At 67.7% G+C, this 16,804-nt stretch carries 15 protein-coding genes; 13 read left to right on the top strand and 2 right to left on the bottom strand.

The annotated features are described in order from the left end of the window. Positions 1–40: 40 nt before the first annotated feature. The 3 genes from ACMUOY_RS03440 (at position 41) to ACMUOY_RS03430 (ending at position 3,435) form a co-directional block, all read left to right on the top strand. On the top strand, positions 41–808 hold the full coding sequence (locus tag ACMUOY_RS03440) for an HAD family hydrolase (protein WP_413891117.1): 768 nt from the start codon (positions 41–43) through the stop codon (positions 806–808). A gap of 46 nt (positions 809–854) precedes the next feature. Continuing rightward, complete coding sequence (locus tag ACMUOY_RS03435; RefSeq protein ID WP_413891115.1) at positions 855–3,065, top strand: malate synthase G; 2,211 nt, start codon at positions 855–857, stop codon at positions 3,063–3,065. A 223-nt stretch (positions 3,066–3,288) separates the two neighbouring features. After that, positions 3,289–3,435, top strand: coding sequence for a hypothetical protein (locus ACMUOY_RS03430; RefSeq protein ID WP_413891113.1), 147 nt, complete (start codon positions 3,289–3,291; stop codon positions 3,433–3,435). A 217-nt stretch (positions 3,436–3,652) separates the two neighbouring features. Here ACMUOY_RS03430 and ACMUOY_RS03425 read toward each other — a convergent pair whose 3' ends face one another. Beyond that, a complete protein-coding gene (locus ACMUOY_RS03425) occupies positions 3,653–4,585 on the bottom strand; it encodes an MBL fold metallo-hydrolase (RefSeq protein ID WP_413891111.1) in 933 nt (310 codons plus the stop codon). A 278-nt stretch (positions 4,586–4,863) separates the two neighbouring features. Here ACMUOY_RS03425 and ACMUOY_RS03420 point away from each other — a divergent pair, with 278 nt between their 5' ends. Beyond that, positions 4,864–5,058 carry a hypothetical protein gene (locus ACMUOY_RS03420; protein ID WP_413891109.1) on the top strand — a complete coding sequence of 65 codons (195 nt, stop codon included), beginning with the start codon at positions 4,864–4,866 and terminating at the stop codon, positions 5,056–5,058. Between the two features lie 38 nt (positions 5,059–5,096). Here ACMUOY_RS03420 and ACMUOY_RS03415 read toward each other — a convergent pair whose 3' ends face one another. Further along, complete coding sequence (locus ACMUOY_RS03415) at positions 5,097–6,182, bottom strand: DUF2855 family protein (RefSeq protein ID WP_413891107.1); 1,086 nt, start codon at positions 6,180–6,182, stop codon at positions 5,097–5,099. A gap of 177 nt (positions 6,183–6,359) precedes the next feature. Between ACMUOY_RS03415 and ACMUOY_RS03410 the strand changes: the two genes are divergently transcribed. The 9 genes from ACMUOY_RS03410 (at position 6,360) to ACMUOY_RS03370 (ending at position 16,750) form a co-directional block, all read left to right on the top strand. Then, positions 6,360–7,472, top strand: coding sequence for an ABC transporter substrate-binding protein (locus ACMUOY_RS03410; RefSeq protein ID WP_413891105.1), 1,113 nt, complete (start codon positions 6,360–6,362; stop codon positions 7,470–7,472). 10 nt (positions 7,473–7,482) lie between these two features. Then, positions 7,483–8,520 (top strand): D-cysteine desulfhydrase family protein, encoded by a 1,038-nt coding sequence (locus ACMUOY_RS03405; RefSeq protein ID WP_413891103.1) that lies wholly within the window; start codon positions 7,483–7,485, stop codon positions 8,518–8,520. A gap of 265 nt (positions 8,521–8,785) precedes the next feature. Next, positions 8,786–8,998, top strand: coding sequence for an acetyl-CoA carboxylase biotin carboxyl carrier protein subunit (locus tag ACMUOY_RS03400; RefSeq protein WP_413891101.1), 213 nt, complete (start codon positions 8,786–8,788; stop codon positions 8,996–8,998). Between the two features lie 7 nt (positions 8,999–9,005). Further along, a complete protein-coding gene (locus ACMUOY_RS03395) occupies positions 9,006–9,755 on the top strand; it encodes a GntR family transcriptional regulator (RefSeq protein ID WP_413891099.1) in 750 nt (249 codons plus the stop codon). After that, a complete protein-coding gene (locus ACMUOY_RS03390; RefSeq protein ID WP_413891097.1) occupies positions 9,752–10,996 on the top strand; it encodes a CaiB/BaiF CoA transferase family protein in 1,245 nt (414 codons plus the stop codon). The genes ACMUOY_RS03395 and ACMUOY_RS03390 overlap by 4 nt, the downstream gene beginning before the upstream one ends. Before the next feature lie 38 nt (positions 10,997–11,034). After that, positions 11,035–12,036, top strand: coding sequence for a Bug family tripartite tricarboxylate transporter substrate binding protein (locus ACMUOY_RS03385; RefSeq protein WP_413891095.1), 1,002 nt, complete (start codon positions 11,035–11,037; stop codon positions 12,034–12,036). Further along, on the top strand, positions 12,033–13,604 hold the full coding sequence (locus ACMUOY_RS03380) for an acyl-CoA carboxylase subunit beta (protein WP_413891093.1): 1,572 nt from the start codon (positions 12,033–12,035) through the stop codon (positions 13,602–13,604). Before ACMUOY_RS03385 ends, ACMUOY_RS03380 begins: the two co-directional genes overlap by 4 nt. A gap of 144 nt (positions 13,605–13,748) precedes the next feature. Continuing rightward, complete coding sequence (gene pap, locus ACMUOY_RS03375; RefSeq protein WP_413891091.1) at positions 13,749–15,251, top strand: polyphosphate:AMP phosphotransferase; 1,503 nt, start codon at positions 13,749–13,751, stop codon at positions 15,249–15,251. Further along, complete coding sequence (locus tag ACMUOY_RS03370) at positions 15,248–16,750, top strand: mechanosensitive ion channel family protein (RefSeq protein WP_413891089.1); 1,503 nt, start codon at positions 15,248–15,250, stop codon at positions 16,748–16,750. Before pap ends, ACMUOY_RS03370 begins: the two co-directional genes overlap by 4 nt. Positions 16,751–16,804 lie beyond the last annotated feature (54 nt).

Genomic DNA, 16,804 nt, shown 5'->3' with positions numbered 1-16,804 from the left:
CTGCATCAATAGGCAACGAGGTTTCGAATACAGTGCGGGCATGGACAAACCCCATGCGCCCCGTCACGACGCACCGGCACCGCGCGCCGTGCTGTTCGACGCCTACGGCACCTTGTTCGATGTGTACAGCGTGGCGCAACTGGCCGAACAGCTTTTTCCCGGCCGAGGGCAGGCGCTGAGCCTGCTCTGGCGCGACAAGCAGATCGAATACACACGACTGGTGACCACGAGCCGGCGCTACGGCCAACTGGGCACGCCCGACATCAGCCCGCCCTTCTATCGGCCCTTCGGCGAACTGACGCGGGCCGCATTGGTCTATGCCATCAAAAAGATAGCAGGAAATGACCCAGCGACGCTGGGGAAGGCTGAAATGGATTCGAATGTTGACCGGTTGATGGCCCAATACCGCAAGTTGGACGCCTTCGGCGATGCACGCGAGGTGCTGACGGCCCTGAAGGCGCGCGGCATTCCCACCGGCATCCTGAGCAATGGCGACCCCGAGATGCTGGGCGCCGTGGTGCGCAACGCGGGGCTGGCGGACCTGCTCGACCACGTCATCAGCGTGGACCGGGTGCGCCACTACAAGACCCATCCCGAGGCCTACGCGCTCGGCGTGCATGCCATCGGCGCGCCCCCTGAGAAAATCGTCTTCGTCAGCTGCAACAGCTGGGATGCGCTGGGCGCCGCCTGGTACGGCTACACCACGCTGTGGGTCAACCGCGCCGGCCTGCCGTTCGAGGAGCTTGGCACCCAGCCCACACGAACGGCCTCCACGCTGGGCGCCGTGCTTGATTTTTTCCCGGCCTGACGGCCCGTCAGACCTTTTCTTTCCATTCTTCTCGAGGTTTCACACCATGACCGAACGCACCCCCGCGCACCGCCTGCAAGTCGCCACCGAGCTGCACCAGTTCATCGAAACCCAGGTCCTGCCCGGCACCGGCGTCGACAGCGCCGCCTTCTGGAAAGGCTTCGACGCCATCGTGGCCGACCTGGCCCCGAAGAACATCGCCCTGCTCGCGGAGCGAGACCGCCTGCAGACCGAACTGGACGCCTGGCACAAGGCCAACCCCGGCCCGATCGCCGGCACCCGCGGCATGAAGGCCTTTCGCAAGTTCCTGGAGAAGATCGGCTACCTGGTGCCGGTGCCCGAGAAGGTCAAGGCCACCACCAAGAACGTCGATGCCGAGCTGGCCCTGCAGGCCGGGCCGCAGCTGGTGGTGCCGATCACCAACGCCCGCTACGCACTGAACGCGGCCAACGCCCGCTGGGGCAGCCTGTATGACGCCCTGTACGGCACCGACGCCATCTCCGAGGCCGACGGCTGCGAGAAAGGCCCCGGCTACAACGAAAAGCGCGGCGCCAAGGTCATCGAATACGCGCGCCATGTGCTGGACCGTTGCGTGCCGCTGAAGAAGGGCTCGCACCTTGACTCCACCGGTTACGCGGTGGTGGACAACCAGCTGGCCGTCACCCTGAAAAACGGCCAGATGGTGGGCCTGAAGAACCCGGCCCAGTTCGTCGGCTTCCAGGGCGAGATGGGCGCGCCGTCGTCGGTGCTGCTGTCGCACCACGGCCTGCACATGGACATCATCATCAACAAGACGCACCCCATCGGCAAGACCGATCCGGCCGGCGTCGCCGACCTGGTGCTGGAGTCGGCCCTGTCCACCATCCTGGACCTGGAAGACTCCGTGGCCGTGGTCGATGCGGCCGACAAGGTGCTGGCCTACGGCAACTGGCTGGGCATCCTGAAAGGCACGCTGACCGAAGACGTCAGCAAGGGCGGCAAGACCTTCAAGCGCGGCCTGAACCCCGACCGCCAGTACACCGGCCCGCGCGGCGAGGACGTGGCCCTGCACGGCCGCTCGCTGCTGTTCGTGCGCAATGTGGGCCACCTGATGACCAACCCGGCCATCCTCTGGACCGACGCCCAGGGCACCGTGCGCGAGATCCCTGAAGGCATCCTGGACGCGGTGATCACCACCACCATCGCACTGCACGACCTGCAGGGCCATGGGATCAACGGCATCCGCAACACCCGCCGGGGCAGCGTCTACATCGTCAAGCCCAAGATGCACGGTCCGGCCGAGGTGGCCTTTGCCTGCGAGCTGTTCAGCCGCGTGGAGCAGGTGCTGGGCCTGCCCGACAGCACCGTCAAGCTCGGCATCATGGACGAGGAGCGCCGCACCAGCGTCAACCTGAAGGCCTGCATCGCCGCCGCGAAGAGCCGCGTGGCCTTTATCAACACTGGCTTCCTGGACCGCACCGGCGACGAGATGCACACTGCCATGCACGCAGGGCCGATGATGCGCAAAGGCGACATGAAGTCCAGCGCCTGGATCCAGGCCTATGAGAAGAGCAACGTGCTGGTGGGCCTGGAATGCGGCCTGCGCGGCAAGGCCCAGATCGGCAAGGGCATGTGGGCCATGCCCGACCTGATGGCCGACATGCTGAAGATCAAGATCGGCCACCCCAAGGCCGGCGCCAACACCGCCTGGGTGCCCAGCCCCACCGCCGCCACGCTGCACGCGCTGCACTACCACCAGGTGGACGTGTTCAAGGTGCAGAAGGAGCTGGAAAAGACCGACGTGGACGCCGAGCGCGACGCCATCCTGACCGGCCTGCTGACCATCCCCGTGGTCAAGACGCCGAAGTGGACGGACGCCGAAAAGCAGCAGGAGCTGGACAACAACGCCCAGGGCATCCTGGGCTATGTGGTGCGCTGGGTGGACCAGGGCGTGGGCTGCTCCAAGGTGCCCGACATCCACAACGTGGGCCTGATGGAAGACCGCGCGACGCTGCGCATCAGCAGCCAGCACATGGCCAACTGGATCCAGCACGGCGTGGTGACCAAGGCGCAGGTGAAGTCCACGCTCAAGCGCATGGCCAAGGTGGTGGACAAGCAGAACGCCAGCGATGCGCTCTACAAGCCGATGGCCGCCAACCCCGACGGCGCCGCCTTCCAGGCCGCCAGCGACCTGGTCTTCAAGGGCCTGGCCCAGCCCAGCGGCTACACCGAGCCGCTGCTGCATGCGTGGCGGTTGAAGGTGAAGGCGGGGGCCTGAGGGCGCGGCTCACCCCGCGCCGGCCGGTCGCCTGCGCGGTTTGCCATGGGTTCGGTCGCCGTCCGCACGCGGCGACCGCACCGCTGCTGTCATGGTTTCCGTCAGGCCGCTTCACGCCCGCCTTGGGAAGCCATTCCTGACGAATGGCTGGAATTGCAGACTTAGAATCAAGTCGAACCCCTGCCGGTTCGTCGCCGGCTTCTACGGCACGGAAGGAGCGAACATGATCAGACTGCTCAGCGCCGCCCTGCTGCTCACCCTCGCGGCGTGTGCGTCAACCCCTCCTGTCGCCGGCCCATCCGATTGCGCCAAGTACGGCCATGGATCCATGCAATGCCAGATCGAGATGTATTCGAAAGCCGGTCAATGAGGCCTGGCAGGCGCTGACCGCCGGACGCCGCGGCAGCATGCGTCACGATTGCAGGTCAAGGCCCGGCATGAGGCGCCCTGCGGTTCGTCGGTCAGTCCTGAATTCATAGCTTCTCATGGCCAAACGGCGCCGGGATCAGGCTGCTTTGATCTGAAAAACGCTGCAACGCCATGACGATGGCGCTGGCGGGCGCCCTTGTCATGGGGTGCGCAAGCTCTCACCCCGCGTTGCGGATCACCAACCCCTCGCGGATCGCCGCGCCGCTGCGTACCAGTTCGGCAACCAGCTCGTCGATCCACTGCCCAAAATCCGGCCCGGAAAGATGCCGATCAAACATCATGCGGAAGTACGGTGTGGCCTGCACCCAGGCAATGAAGGCGGCATACGGTAGGCTCTGCACCTCCAGAAGCTTGAACTTCAGCAGCACCTTGGCCGCGTGCCGGGTGTGCTTGGCCGGGTTCGCCAGAAAGCCGTTCAGGCGCTCGCGCGCAATGGCGATGGCTTTGTCCACCTCGGTGAAGACCGCGCCGTGCCCCGGGATCACGGTGGCGGGGGCCAGCGATTCGATCAGGTCGAGCGTCTCGCCCAGTTCGTCGAACGCGTCGTCGCCTTCGAGCTCGGGGAACACCACGCCGAAGCCGCGCTCCCACAGCGCGTCGGCCGAGACCAGGATGCGCTCGGCAGCCTCGAACAGGATCACCGAATGGGTGTCGTGCCCAGGGGCTGCGTGGATCTGCCACTGACGGTCGCCGAGCCGGATGCCGCTGCCGGGCTGCAACAGCGCCTCGTAGCGAAACGGCGGGCAGCTCTGTCCGGTGGGCGCGTAGGTGAGCGCCACCGGGTCCCAGTTACGCACGTGTTCGGCGAGGCCCGGTGGAATCGAAGTCCGCACGGCCGGCCAGGCGGCCTGCAGCGCCGCGTTGCCGCCGCAATGGTCGCTGTGCAGGTGGGTGTTGACCAGCAGGTCGAGCGGCCGGTCGCCTAGCGCCGCGCGAACCAGCGCGACAGTCTGCGCCGCGTGCGTGGCATAGCCGCTGTCGATCAGCGCCGTGGACTGCGCGCCGCGGATCAGGATGTTGTTCGACGAGAGCCAGCCGCGCTCGAAGACAGTGATATCGGGAGGAAGCAGGGGCAGAGGCGAGGTCATCATGCAAGTATCGCAGTCAAGGCCGACCCGGTGCGTGGCCGGGGCCACCCGAGGCGACAGCTGAAAAGGCTTTCAGCCCGGGCTCCTGCGCCATGTGGGCGAAATCCCCCACCCGTTGCGGCAGAAGCCCCGAATGCCCCGTGGCCAGAGCCCCAAGAAAAACACAACCCGTTGATTTGATTGAACTTTTTGCCTGGCATGGCTCCTGCAACGAAGAAGTCGTCACCTGCCGCTTGCGGTGGCGACGTTCGATCCCTTTCATACTTTCAAGGAGCCCTGCCATGTTCAAGTCCCTCACCTCCCGCGCCCTGCTGGCCACCACCCTCATCACCGTCGTCGGCGCGCTGGCACCCGCCACGGCCATGGCCCGCGAAGGCGCCCAGAGCGTTGGCAAGGGTCTGAAGTGCTACACCATGGCAGTCAAGCAGCCGGACGGCACGATCACCTACGAACGGATTTGCTACAAAGGCATCTGACCCACGGGCCGCACTCGCAGGTCAGGCTGTTCGACGGCCTAGACCTGCAGCATGTGTCCCAGGCGCGGGTCGCCACGGCCCGACAGCACCTGGCCATAGGCGGCCTCCACGGCCGCGCGTCCATGGTGGGTCTGCGTCACAAGCCAGGGCGTGCCGGGCTGCGCCACCGCCTTTGAAAAAGCTTGCCAGGCCGCGACCAGGCGCTGGTTCAGCCCTGCCGGGCCCCATTCGGCCGCCCGTTTCTTGATCTGGGCCGGTGCAAAGAACAGCGTGGCGCGCGGGCCAGGCAGGTCTTTCGCGGCGCCCAGGTGCTCGACGTGCGTGCCGCCGATGGAACTGCTGTGCTTCAGGTTCACGAACCGGGTGTGAATGGCGCGGCGCAGGTCGCTGTTGCCGGCAAAGTCCACATACACGCAGGCCGCTTCGGCATCGATGGCGTCGAGCTGGTCGTAGGTCAGCACGCGGTCGTAGCAGCCCAGGCTTTCACAGAACGCCACGTTGCCCGGCGAGGTCAGCCCGACCACCTCGATGCCCTCGCGCTGCGCCAGCTGGAAGGCGGTGCCGTAGGCGGTCTTGCTCGACGCGCTGGACAGCAGCATGACGCGGGCACCGAAGAAATCGTTGTCGGCCAGGAAATCATCGATCAGCCAGGAGGTGATGAACAGCGGTCGCAGCAGCGCCTGCACGTCCTCGGTGTCCGGCGTGTAGAACGGGTCGGTCGCGCAGCGCGTGAGCTGGTTGTAGACCGGGTGCAGTTCGGCGCGGTGCGGTGCGCCGTCGGCCCAGCCCCCTGCACTCACGCGCACCGGCGTCAGCACGGTGTGCGACGCCATCGGGAGATAGCCGTAGACCCGTTCACCGACCGGCACCTCGGGATGCGTGGACTCGACCACGGTCGCAAAGCCCCAGACCGGGATGACGCCCCACCCCTCCTCGCCGGTCGGGTAGAAGCGCCAATAGTTCATCGCCTCGCCGAACGCGGCGTAGGTGATGTTGTTGGAGGTCAGCGCGAAGCGGTCGATGCGCACGCGAACCTGGCCGGGGGCCAGGGGTTCGTCCGCGCGTTCATGCCAGCGCGTGGTGGGCAGGTGGTCCTTGCGGATCTGGAGGATGGTGGTGCTCATGGTGCCACCGTACCCAAAACCCAGCCGGTCGGCAATCGGGCGCGGCCGCGCAGGTGACACGGTGTTCTGGCCCGCCCGTCCATCGCCGACACCCAACCGCCCGGCAGACGGGTGTAACCCTGCTTGACCGGCCGGTTACAGTCCGTCACGATGGCGGGTCAAAAATCGGAGCACGGGATGAAAACGAAATTCTTGAAATGGGTGGGCATTCTGGCGGGCCTGGCGGGTGCGCCCCTGGCGCAGGCCCAGGATGCCTGGATCGTCGGCCAGTCCGCGCCGCTGACCGGCAGCAACGCCGCCTTCGGCAAGGACATCCGTGACGGTGCCCTGGCCTGGTTCAAGTCGGTCAATGCCCGCGGCGGGGTTGGCGGCAAGCCGATCGAGCTGGTGACGCTGGACGACGCCAACGACCGCAAAACGGCGGGCGCCAACACCCAGAAGCTGCTGACCGCCAACGGTGCCGTCGCACTGTTCGGCTATGCCTCGGCCACCCTGAGCCTGGATGCGATGCCGCAGGCTGACAAGGCCGGCGTGCTGTTCTTTGCGCCGTTCTCTGGCGCCAACCCGGTGCGCCAGGCGCCCCCGGTGGTGTTCACGGTGCGTGCCTCCTATGCCGACGAGCTGGAGAAGATGCTGGCGTTCTGGACCGGTGTCGGTGCCAAGCAGGTGGTCGTCGTCCACTACGACGACGAGGTCGGCAAGCAGAACCTGGCCGTGGTGGTCGACTACCTCAAGAAGCAAGGCAAGACGCCGGCCGCATTTTCGATCCAGCGCAATGCCAAGCTCGATGCAAACAACATCGCCCAGTTGATGGCGCTCAAGCCCGATGTGATCATCAGCACGGTGCTGTCCGGGCCGGCGGCCGACATCTCGAAGCAGATCGCCGCGCGCGGCGCGTTCGTGCCGACCTCCAGCCTGTCGTTCGTCGGCGCCCAGCAGTACATCACGGCCGCGGGCGAGGCCGCCGCCGGCGTATCGATCACTCAGGTGGTGCCCAACCCCACAGCACGGCTGCCGGTCGTGGCCGAATGCGCCAAGGCGATGCAGGAGGCCGGCATGGCCCAGGCGATGAACAGCACCCACCTGGAAGCCTGCATCGGCGCCAAGGTGCTGACCGAGGCCATGCGCCGCAGCAAGAAGGCCGATGCGCGTTCGCTGGTCGCCTCCATGCAGAGCCTGGGCCGCTACGACCTGGGCGGTTTCACGGTGAACTACGGTCCGGGACAAAACCACGGCAGCAAGTTCGTCGAACTCGCCATGGTCACGCGCGACGGCAAGCTGAAGAACTGAATCCGCCGCCATGGACCTTTCACGCTTTCCCCGCCGCCGCTACACGCCGTTTGTCACCCCGCTGGAGCCCCTGCCGCGCTTTTCCGCCGCGCTGGCCGCCACTTGCCCCGATGGGCAGGGCCCCGAGGTCTGGATCAAGCGCGACGACATGCTGGGGCTGTTCCCCGGCGGCAACAAGACGCGCAAGCTGGAGTTCCTGGTGGCCGACGCGCTGGCCCAGGGTGCGGACACCCTCATCACCTGTGGCGCCCCCCAGTCCAACCATTGCCGCATCACGCTGGCCGCGGCCGTCAAGGAAGGGCTCAAATGCCGCTTCGTGATCGAGGAGCGCGTGCCCGGCAGCTTCCACGAGGATGCCAGCGGCAACCACTTCATGTTCCGGTTGCTGGGCGTGGAGGCCATCACCGTGGTGCCCGGCGGCTCCAACATGGCGGCAGCGATGCAGCTGGTGGCCGACGAATTGGCCAGCCAGGGCCGCAAGGGCTACATCATTGCCGGCGGTGGCTCCAATGCGATCGGCGGCCTGGGCTACGTGGCCTGCGCGCAGGAGCTGCAACAGCAGCTGTTCGAGCAGGGCGTACAAATCGACCGCCTGGTGGTGGGCTCCGGCAGCTCCGGCACCCACGGCGGGCTGGTGGCCGGCTTCCTGGGCAACCACATCCACATTCCCATCGTGGGGATCGGCGTCAGCCGCGACCCCGCCGACCAACAGCCGCTGGTGCTGAAAGAGGCGCAGGCGGTGGCCGACCTGCTGGGCCTGGGCCTGACTTTGAAGCCCGAGCACGTGACCTGCGTCGGTGGCTACTGGCAGCCCAAATACTCGGTGCCGAACGCGAAGATGGTCGAGGCGGTGCAGCTGCTGGCCCGCACCGAGGCGATTCCGCTGGACCCGGTCTACACCGGCAAGATCATGGCCGGCCTGATCGGGCTGGCGCGCCAGGGTTACTTCAAGCCGGGTGAGCGCGTGCTGTTCCTGCACACCGGCGGCCTGCCGTCGCTGCACGCCTACGAGGGCGAGGTGCTGGGCCGCACGCCCGTGGCGGACTGAGCGCCCGCCAGCCAGCCCTCTTCGGGGCTGGTTGAGCCCGGCAGGCCGGCCTGGCTGCCAGAAAAAGGGGCTCCCAGCCAGTTTTCGGCGCAAATTGGCGACTTCCCGGCGTGGAATGGTCATTAGCAGCTATCAATTTTAAAGTCTTGCAGGGCAGCTCGGCCGGGCCTTGCTCATTTTTCGTCGATCTATGCTCGTTTTCCTTAGTTCCAAACGGCCGTCAAATTGTTAACAATCTCATGATTGACAATTTCTTGGAGCCGTCATGCATAAAGTTCGATCCGAAATCACCGGCAGCGTCTGGAAGGTGGAAGTGGCCGTCGGCCAGGCCGTGGTCGAGGGCGACACGCTGGTGATCGTCGAGTCCATGAAGATGGAAATTCCCATCAGCGCGCCGGCCTCGGGCGTGGTCACCGAGATTTTTGTGGCCGAGGGCGAGCCGGTGGCCGACGACCAGGTCGTCATCCATCTCGACTGAGGCGGCCATGAACCCCGGTGATCTTCCGCCCGACCTGTTCAGCCCCTGGGAAGGCGCCGTGGCCTTTCGGCTGTTTGCCGACCAGACCGATCCGACGCTGACCGTCTCCGAGCAGATCGCCGCGCGTGTCGGCGACCGTATCCTTTCGGGGGCCATGGCGCCGGGCGCGCGCATCGGCGAGCAGGAACTGGCCGATGAATTCAGCGTCAGCCGCGGCCCGATCCGCGACGCACTGCGCATCCTGGAGCGCGAGGGGCTGGCCACGCTGCTGCCCCGGCGCGGCGCCATCGTCACCGAACTCAGCGCCGACGAGTTGCGCGAGCTGCTGGAGATTCGCGCCGGCCTGTTCGAGATGGTGGTGCGCAAGATTGCCGCACAGCCCAACGCCGAGTTGCTGGCCATGCTGGAGGCCGGTGTGGCGCGACTCGAAACCCTGGCCGAGATCCCGGATGCTGGCCATGACTACGCCGAGACGACCTACCGCCTGCTGATCCTGTGCGCGCGCCAGTGCGGCAACCAGCGGCTGCAGCGCATGCTGACCGCGCTGTCGCTGCAGACGCTGCGCTACAGCAAGCTGGGCCTGGCCACGGTGGCGCGCCGCCAGCAGTCGGCCCGCCTGTGGCGCGAGGCCACCGTCGCCCTGGCGCAGGGCGATGTCGAACGCACCGTGGCCCTGACACGCCAGCGCATCGACGAATCCGGCGAAGAGGCCATCCGGCAGCTTGAAACACCAACACCCCCAGGAGAAGGCCCATGAGCGACCATCCCGCAACTGCCGCCACGGCCGGCACCGGCCCGCTGGCCGGGCTGAAGGTCATCGAGATCTGCACCACGATCGCCGGGCCCGCCTGTACGCGGCTTCTCGCCGATTTCGGTGCCGACGTGATCAAGATCGAACCCCCGGAGGGCGACCCGGTGCGCCAGATGGGCCGGCATGTGGGCGACGTGTCGCTGTACGCGGCCTCCATCCTGCGCAACAAGCGCTCCATCGCGCTCGACCTCAAGACGCCGCAGGGCCGCGAACTGGCCGCCGAGCTGATCGAGCGCGCCGACATCCTGGTGGAAAACAACCGCCCCGGCGTGATGGAACGCCTGGGCCTGGGCTATGAGGCGCTCGCAGCCCGCAACCCCGGCCTGGTGATGGTGCGCATCAGCGGCTACGGCCAGAGCGGCCCCTACGCCGAGCGCCCCGGCTATGGCGCGATCTGCGAGGCCGTGGGCGGCGTGCGCCACATGACCGGCGACCCCGACCGCCCCCCGGCACGCGTGGCGCTGGCCACCACCGACTACCTGTCGTCGGTCTACGCCGCCTTCGGTGCGGTCACCGCCATCCACGCCCGCACGAAGACGGGCAAAGGCCAGGTGGTGGACGTGGCGCTGTACGAGGCCGCCTTCACCCAGATGGAGCCGGTCGTGCCCGCTTACGAGAAGCTGGGGCAGGTGCCGATGCGCGAAGGCGCGAACCTGCCGTCCATGGCGCCCAACAGCTCCTACCCCACGCGCGACGGCGGATGGGTGCTGATCGCGGCCAACAGCCAGCCCACCTGGCGCCGCCTGGTGGCCGTGATGCAGCAGCCCGAATTGCTGACCGACCCGCGCTTCGAGACCATCCAGGCGCGCGGCAAGCCGGAGCACATGAAAGCCATCGACGCCCTCATCGCCGAGTGGACGCGCGGCTTTGATGCCGCGCCGCTGGAGGAATTGCTGCGCGAGGGCGAGGTGCCGACCACCCGCGTCTACACCATCGCCGACATCTATGCCGACCCGCACTTCCGCTCCCGGGCCATGCTGCCCCAGGTGCCGCATCCGGTGCTGGGCCACACCACGCAGTCCGGCGTGGTACCGCGCCTGTCGGCCACGCCGGGTGGCATCCGCCACACCGGCCCCGACCTCGGGGCCGACACCCGCACCGTTCTGACCGACGAACTGGGGCTGGGCGCCGAACGCATTGACGAACTGGCCGCCGCCGGTGCCGTGCGCCTGCCAGTCGGGCATTGACCGCCCCCATTCCAATCCGAATCCCGCAGGAGAAACCGATGAAAAACACCCCTCTCAACCGCCGTCAGTCGTTGGCCGTGCTGGGCAGCACGCTGGCCCTGCCGAGCGCTGTCTGGGCCCAGCCGGGCTGGAAGCCGACGCAGACGATCAACTATGTCATCGGGGTCGCCGCCGGCGGTTCGGTGGACCTGTACGCGCGTGGCATCAAGTCCGGGTTGGAAACGCTGAACCTGGTCAACGGCCAGACCGTGGTGGCCGACAACAAACCCGGCGCCGGCGGTCTGCTGGCGCTGCAGCAGCTGCAGCGCAGCCGCGGCAATGCCCACAACCTGGGCACCTTCCACACCGGTAGCCTGGCCGGACAGGTGACCGGCATCCTGAAGGCCGACATGCGTGAATACGTGCCGGTGGCCATGCTGGTCGAAGAGACCACACTTGTGGCCGTGCGCACCGACTCGCCCTTCAAGACCGCCAAGGACCTGCTCGCCGCGCTCCGGCGCGATCCGGGCTCGGTCAAGATCGCCGTCGCGCCACTGAAGGGCCTGAACACGCACCTGGCCATTGCCAAACCGCTGAAGGTGGCCGGCATCGACATCACGAAGCTGACGGTGGTGCCGTTCCGCTCCTCAGCCGACTCGATGAGCGCGCTGCTCGGCGGCCATGTGGATGTCGTCTCCGCCACGGGCCCCACCGTCGTGCCCATGGCGCAAGCCGGCAAGGTGCGCATCATCGCCAGCGCAGCCGCGGAGCGCGGTACGGGACCGCTGGCCGGCGTGCTGACCTGGCGCGAGCAGGGTGTCGCCGCCGACTACGTGAGCTACAACGGCGTGCTGCTGCCCCCGGGCGTGGACGCCGAGCAGATCCGCTTCTGGGAACAGGCGCTCAGGCAGGTGGCCGCGTCGAAAGACTGGATCGCGCTGGTCGAAAAGTCCGGCAACAAGCCGATGTTCAAGGGTTATGTCGATTCCCACCGCTACCTGCAGGAAGAGCTCAAGGCCACTCAGGCGCTGGTAGCCGACCTCGGACTGGACGCCAAATGAGCACCGCCCCCGCCTTCGAGCCTGCGGGCGAATGGGCCACCGAACTGGCGGAACTGCAATTGCGCCGGGCCCAGGCCCGCGCCATGGGCGGCCCGGAAGCGCTGGCCAAATTCAAGGCCAGCGGCCGGCTCAACGCGCGCGAGCGCATTGCCGCGCTTCTGGATGACGACAGCTTCCGTGAACTCGGCAGCCTGGCCGGCAAGGGCCACTACAGCCGCGAGGGCGTGTTCGAGCGCATCGACCCGACCAATGCCATCGTCGGCACGGGCCGCATCAAAGGGCGCAAGGTGGCCCTGCATGTGGACGACTTCACCATCCGCGCGGGCTCGTCGGAGGCGACGATTGCCGACAAGTGGATCTACATCGAGCGCCTGGCGCACCAGCTGCGTTTGCCGATCATCCGGCTGGTCGATTCCGCCGGCGGGAGCGTCAAGCTGCTGATGCAGATCGGCGGCACCAAGATCCCCGAGTACCCGAGCTGGCCGGCCAACGAACTGCTCAAGACCGTGCCGGTGGTCGGCGTGGCGCTGGGCGCCTGCGCCGGCCAGGGCGCGATCAAGGTGCTGTCCTCGCACTTTTCGGTGATGGTGCGCGAGCAGGCGCAGGTGATGGCGGCGGGGCCCCATGTGGTGCGCCAGGCCTACGCGCAGGACATCGACAAGAACGCACTCGGCGGCCACCTGGTGCACCGCAAGAGCGCACTGGTGCACAACGAGGCGGTGGACGAGCGCGACGCGCTGGCGCAGGTGCAGCGCTTCCTGAGCTACCTGCCGCGCAGCGTGTTCCACACTGCCCCGGTGATGCCGGCCACTGACGACCCGGACCGCGCCGACGACTGGCTGAAAGACGCCATCCCGCGTGACCGCCGCAAGATCTACGACCCGCGCAAGATCCTGTCCTGCGTGATGGACCAGGGCTCGGTCTTCGAGATCGGACGCTGGCAGGGCGGCTCGGTCATCACCGCGCTGGCGCGGCTCAACGGCGTGCCGGTCGGCGTGATCGCCAACGACCCCAAGGTGCAGGGCGGCGCCATGACGATCCAGGCGGCCTACAAGATGGAGCGCCATGTCAACCTGTGCAGCCTGTTCGGCCTGCCGGTGGTCAACTTCGTGGACCAGCCCGGCAACCAGACCGGGCTGGAGGCGGAGGTCGGCGGCACGCTGCTGGGCGCCACGCGGGTGTCGCACGCGCTGCACGAATGCCGCTCGCCCTGGGTGTCGATCCTGATCCGGCGCTGCTTCGGCATGGCCGGCGCCCTGCACGCGCCCAAGTACGGCGAGGCGCTGAACCTGCGCTACGCCTGGCCGTCGGCGCGCTGGGGCTCGATCCCGATCGAGGGCGGCGTGATGGCCGCGCACAAGGCCGAGATCGAGGCCGCGCCCAACCCGGCGGCCAAGCGCGCCGAGCTGGAAGCCTTCTACCTGAACATGACCTCGCCGTTTCGCACGGCGGAGAAGTTCGGCATCCTGGACATCATCGACCCGCGCGATACGCGCTCCATCCTGTGCGACTGGATCGAGGACGCCTGGGAACGCGTGCGTACCGGCCGCCCATCGGCGCCGGACTGAAAAGCACCCTCGCGCCATCGGGCAGGTGCGGCAGGGCCAGGGGGGCGACCGCGGCCCTTACCGCCGCGCGAATTGATCAGGCGCAATATTGATGGTTCAATCCCCGCATGTAATGACCCATCGTCATTGCAGGAGGGGACCGCCATGTTCGAATCCGCCGAAATCGGCCACCGGATCAGCAAGAAGGAATACCGGCAGCGTGAACCGGCGCTGCGTGAGGCCTTGCTCGCGGCCCAGTACGAGCTGCTCGCGGGCGCGCGGTTCCCGGTGATCATTCTCGTCAACGGGGTGGACGGCGCCGGCAAGGGCGAGACCGTCAACCTGCTCAACGAGTGGATGGACCCGCGCCACATTCGCACCGAGGCCTTTGGCGCCATCAGCGCGGAAGAAAGCAGCCGTCCGGAGATGTGGCGTTTCTGGCAGGTCCTGCCCGCCAGGGGGCGCATCGGCATCCTGTTCGGCTCCTGGTACACCGACCCGATCCTGGCCCATGTCATGGGGCACGAGAAAAAGGCGCGCTTCGCCCAGCGCCTGGACGCCATTCGCCATTTCGAGCGCATGCTGGTGGCCGAGGGCGGGCTGCTCATCAAGTTCTGGTTCCACCTGTCGAAGGCGGCAGCGCGCAAGCGCTTCAAGACCCTGGAGGCCGACCCCCGAAACGCCTGGCGCGTGACGCCGCAGGACTGGGAGCACTTCAAGAACTACGACAGCTTCGTCACGGTGTGCGAGCGGGCCTTGCGCAAGACCAGCACCGGCGAGGCGCCCTGGCTGGTGATCGAGGGCAGCGATCCGGCCTACCGGTCGCTCACGGCGGGCCAGTACCTGCTCGACGCGCTGACCCAGCGGCTGGCGGGCCAGGGGCCGGGCGCCGCTGCCGCTGCCCCGGTGCCGCCGCCTGCCATCGACGGGCGCACGCTGCTGGGCGCCTTTGATTACGACCGCGCGCTCACGTCCAGGGACTACCAGCGCCAGCTGGAGGCCTTGCAAAGCCGGCTGAACGGCCTTACCCGTGACCCGCGCATGGCCCGGCGTTCGCTGGTGGTGGTGTTCGAGGGCATGGACGCCGCCGGCAAGGGCAGCACCATCCGCCGGGTGACGCAGGCGCTGGACGCGCGCCAGTACCGGGTGGTTCCGGTGGCCGCGCCCAGCGAGGAAGAGCGCGCCCAGCCCTACCTGTGGCGCTTCTGGCGCCACGTGCCGCGCCACGGCCACGCGGTGCTGTTCGACCGCTCCTGGTACGGCCGCGTGCTGGTGGAGCGGGTCGAGGGCTTCTGCGCCGAGCGCGACTGGATGCGCGCCTATGACGAAATCAATGCGTTCGAGGAACAGCTGGCCGCCTCCGGCGCGGTGGTCGTGAAGTTCTGGATGGCGATCACGCCCGACGAGCAGCTGCGCCGCTTCAACGAACGCAAGGCCACGCCGCACAAGAACTTCAAGATCACCGACGACGACTGGCGCAACCGCGAGAAGTGGCCGATGTACGAACGCGCCATCGGCGACATGATCGACCGCACCTCCACCGACGTCGCGCCGTGGCATGTGGTGGCCTCCAACGACAAGCTGTTTGCCCGCATTGAGGTGCTCACCCGCCTGTGCGAACAGCTCGACGCGGCGCTGGCGTCAAAGGGCCGCAAGGACCGCAATTGATCGAGCTGGGCGCCCTCTTCTCGCGGCATGACACGCTGTGGTGGGCGTCGCTGGTCGTCGCCCTGCTGGCGGGGGTGTTCCGGCTGGCGCGGCCGGCCGAGCGGCGCGCGCTGCGCGCAACCTGGGTGCTGCTGGTGTTCGGCCTGGCCAGTCATGCCGGCACGGCGCTGGCAACGGCCAACCCGCTGCTGGCGCAGACCCTGCTGGGCGCCGCCGTGGTGCTGCTCGGGCTGGCGGCGATCCAGGTCGGCGCCGTGCTGGTGTTCCGCGGGCTGATGCCGATCGTGGGCCTGAATACGCCGCGCATCGCCCAGGACCTGAGCGTCACCGGCTTGTCGATCGCCTGGGGTCTGCTGTGGCTGCGCCTGTCGGGCGTGGACCCGTCGCAGCTGTTCACCACCTCGGCCATCATCACCGCGGTGGTCGCGTTTTCGATGCAGGACACGCTGGGCAACGTGCTCGGCGGCGTGGCCCTGCAGCTCGACAGCTCGCTGCGCGTGGGCGACTGGGTGAAACTGGACGACATCAGCGGGCGGGTGGTGGACGTGCGTTGGCGCTACACCGCCATCGAGACCCGCAGCCGCGAGCTGGTGATCGTGCCCAACAGCTGGCTCATGAAAAACCGCTTCACGGTGATTCGCGCCCGCGGCGACGAACCCCTGGCCTGGCGCCGCGCGCTCGACTTTCAGGTCGATGCCGCAGCCGATCCGGCCGCCGTGATCCAGTCGCTGGAGCACGCCGTGCTGGACGCCGAGATCCCCGGCGTGCTCAGCGATCCCGCGCCCAGCGCCATCCTGGGCGAGGTGGCCGCCGGCTTTGGCCGCTACACGCTGCGCTACTGGCTGGGCGACCCGGGCCGCGACGACCCCTGCGACTCGGCCGTGCGTTTGCATGCGCTGGCGGCGCTGGAGCGCGCCGGACTGCGCCTGGGCGTGCCCCTGGAGGAGCGCCTCATGATCAAGGAAAACGCGAGCTGGCACGCCGCCGCCGAGCAGCGCGAAGCCGACCGGCGCCTGGCCGCGATCCGCCAGACCGCGCTGTTTGCCCGGCTGCCCGAGGCCGAGCAGCGCGAGCTGGCCAGCCATCTGGTGCATGCGCCGTTCGCCGCGGGCGGCACCATCACGCGCCAGGGGGCGGTGGCGCACTGGCTCTACCTCATCATTCGCGGCGAAGTCCAGGTCCTGGTGGACGGCCCGCGCGGCCGGGTGCCGGTCGCCACCCTGCACGACGGTGATTTTTTCGGCGAAATGGGCATGCTGACCGGCGCACCCCGGCACGCCACGGTGGTCGCCGTCACGGCCGTGGACTGTTACCGGCTCGACAAGCAGGGTTTTGCCCGGGTGATCCAGGCGCGCCCGGAGGTGGCGCTGGAGATGTCGGCCATTGTCGAAGCACGCAATGCCGAACTCGGCGCGAACCTGGGCAAGCCCGCCGGGGACGCCGGCGCCAGCGGAGACCTGCTCACCCGCATCCGGCATTTCTTCTCGCTTGGCAGCTGAGCTGATCCCATATCAATAGTGAACAATCACCATTTGACGCTGGGTAGAGGCTGT

Origin of the sequence: Candidatus Skiveiella danica (genome assembly GCF_022705245.1) — a bacterium.
Taxonomy (GTDB): Bacteria; Pseudomonadota; Gammaproteobacteria; order Burkholderiales; family Burkholderiaceae_C; genus Skiveiella; species Skiveiella danica.
This window is presented reverse-complemented; position numbering and strand designations above follow the sequence as displayed.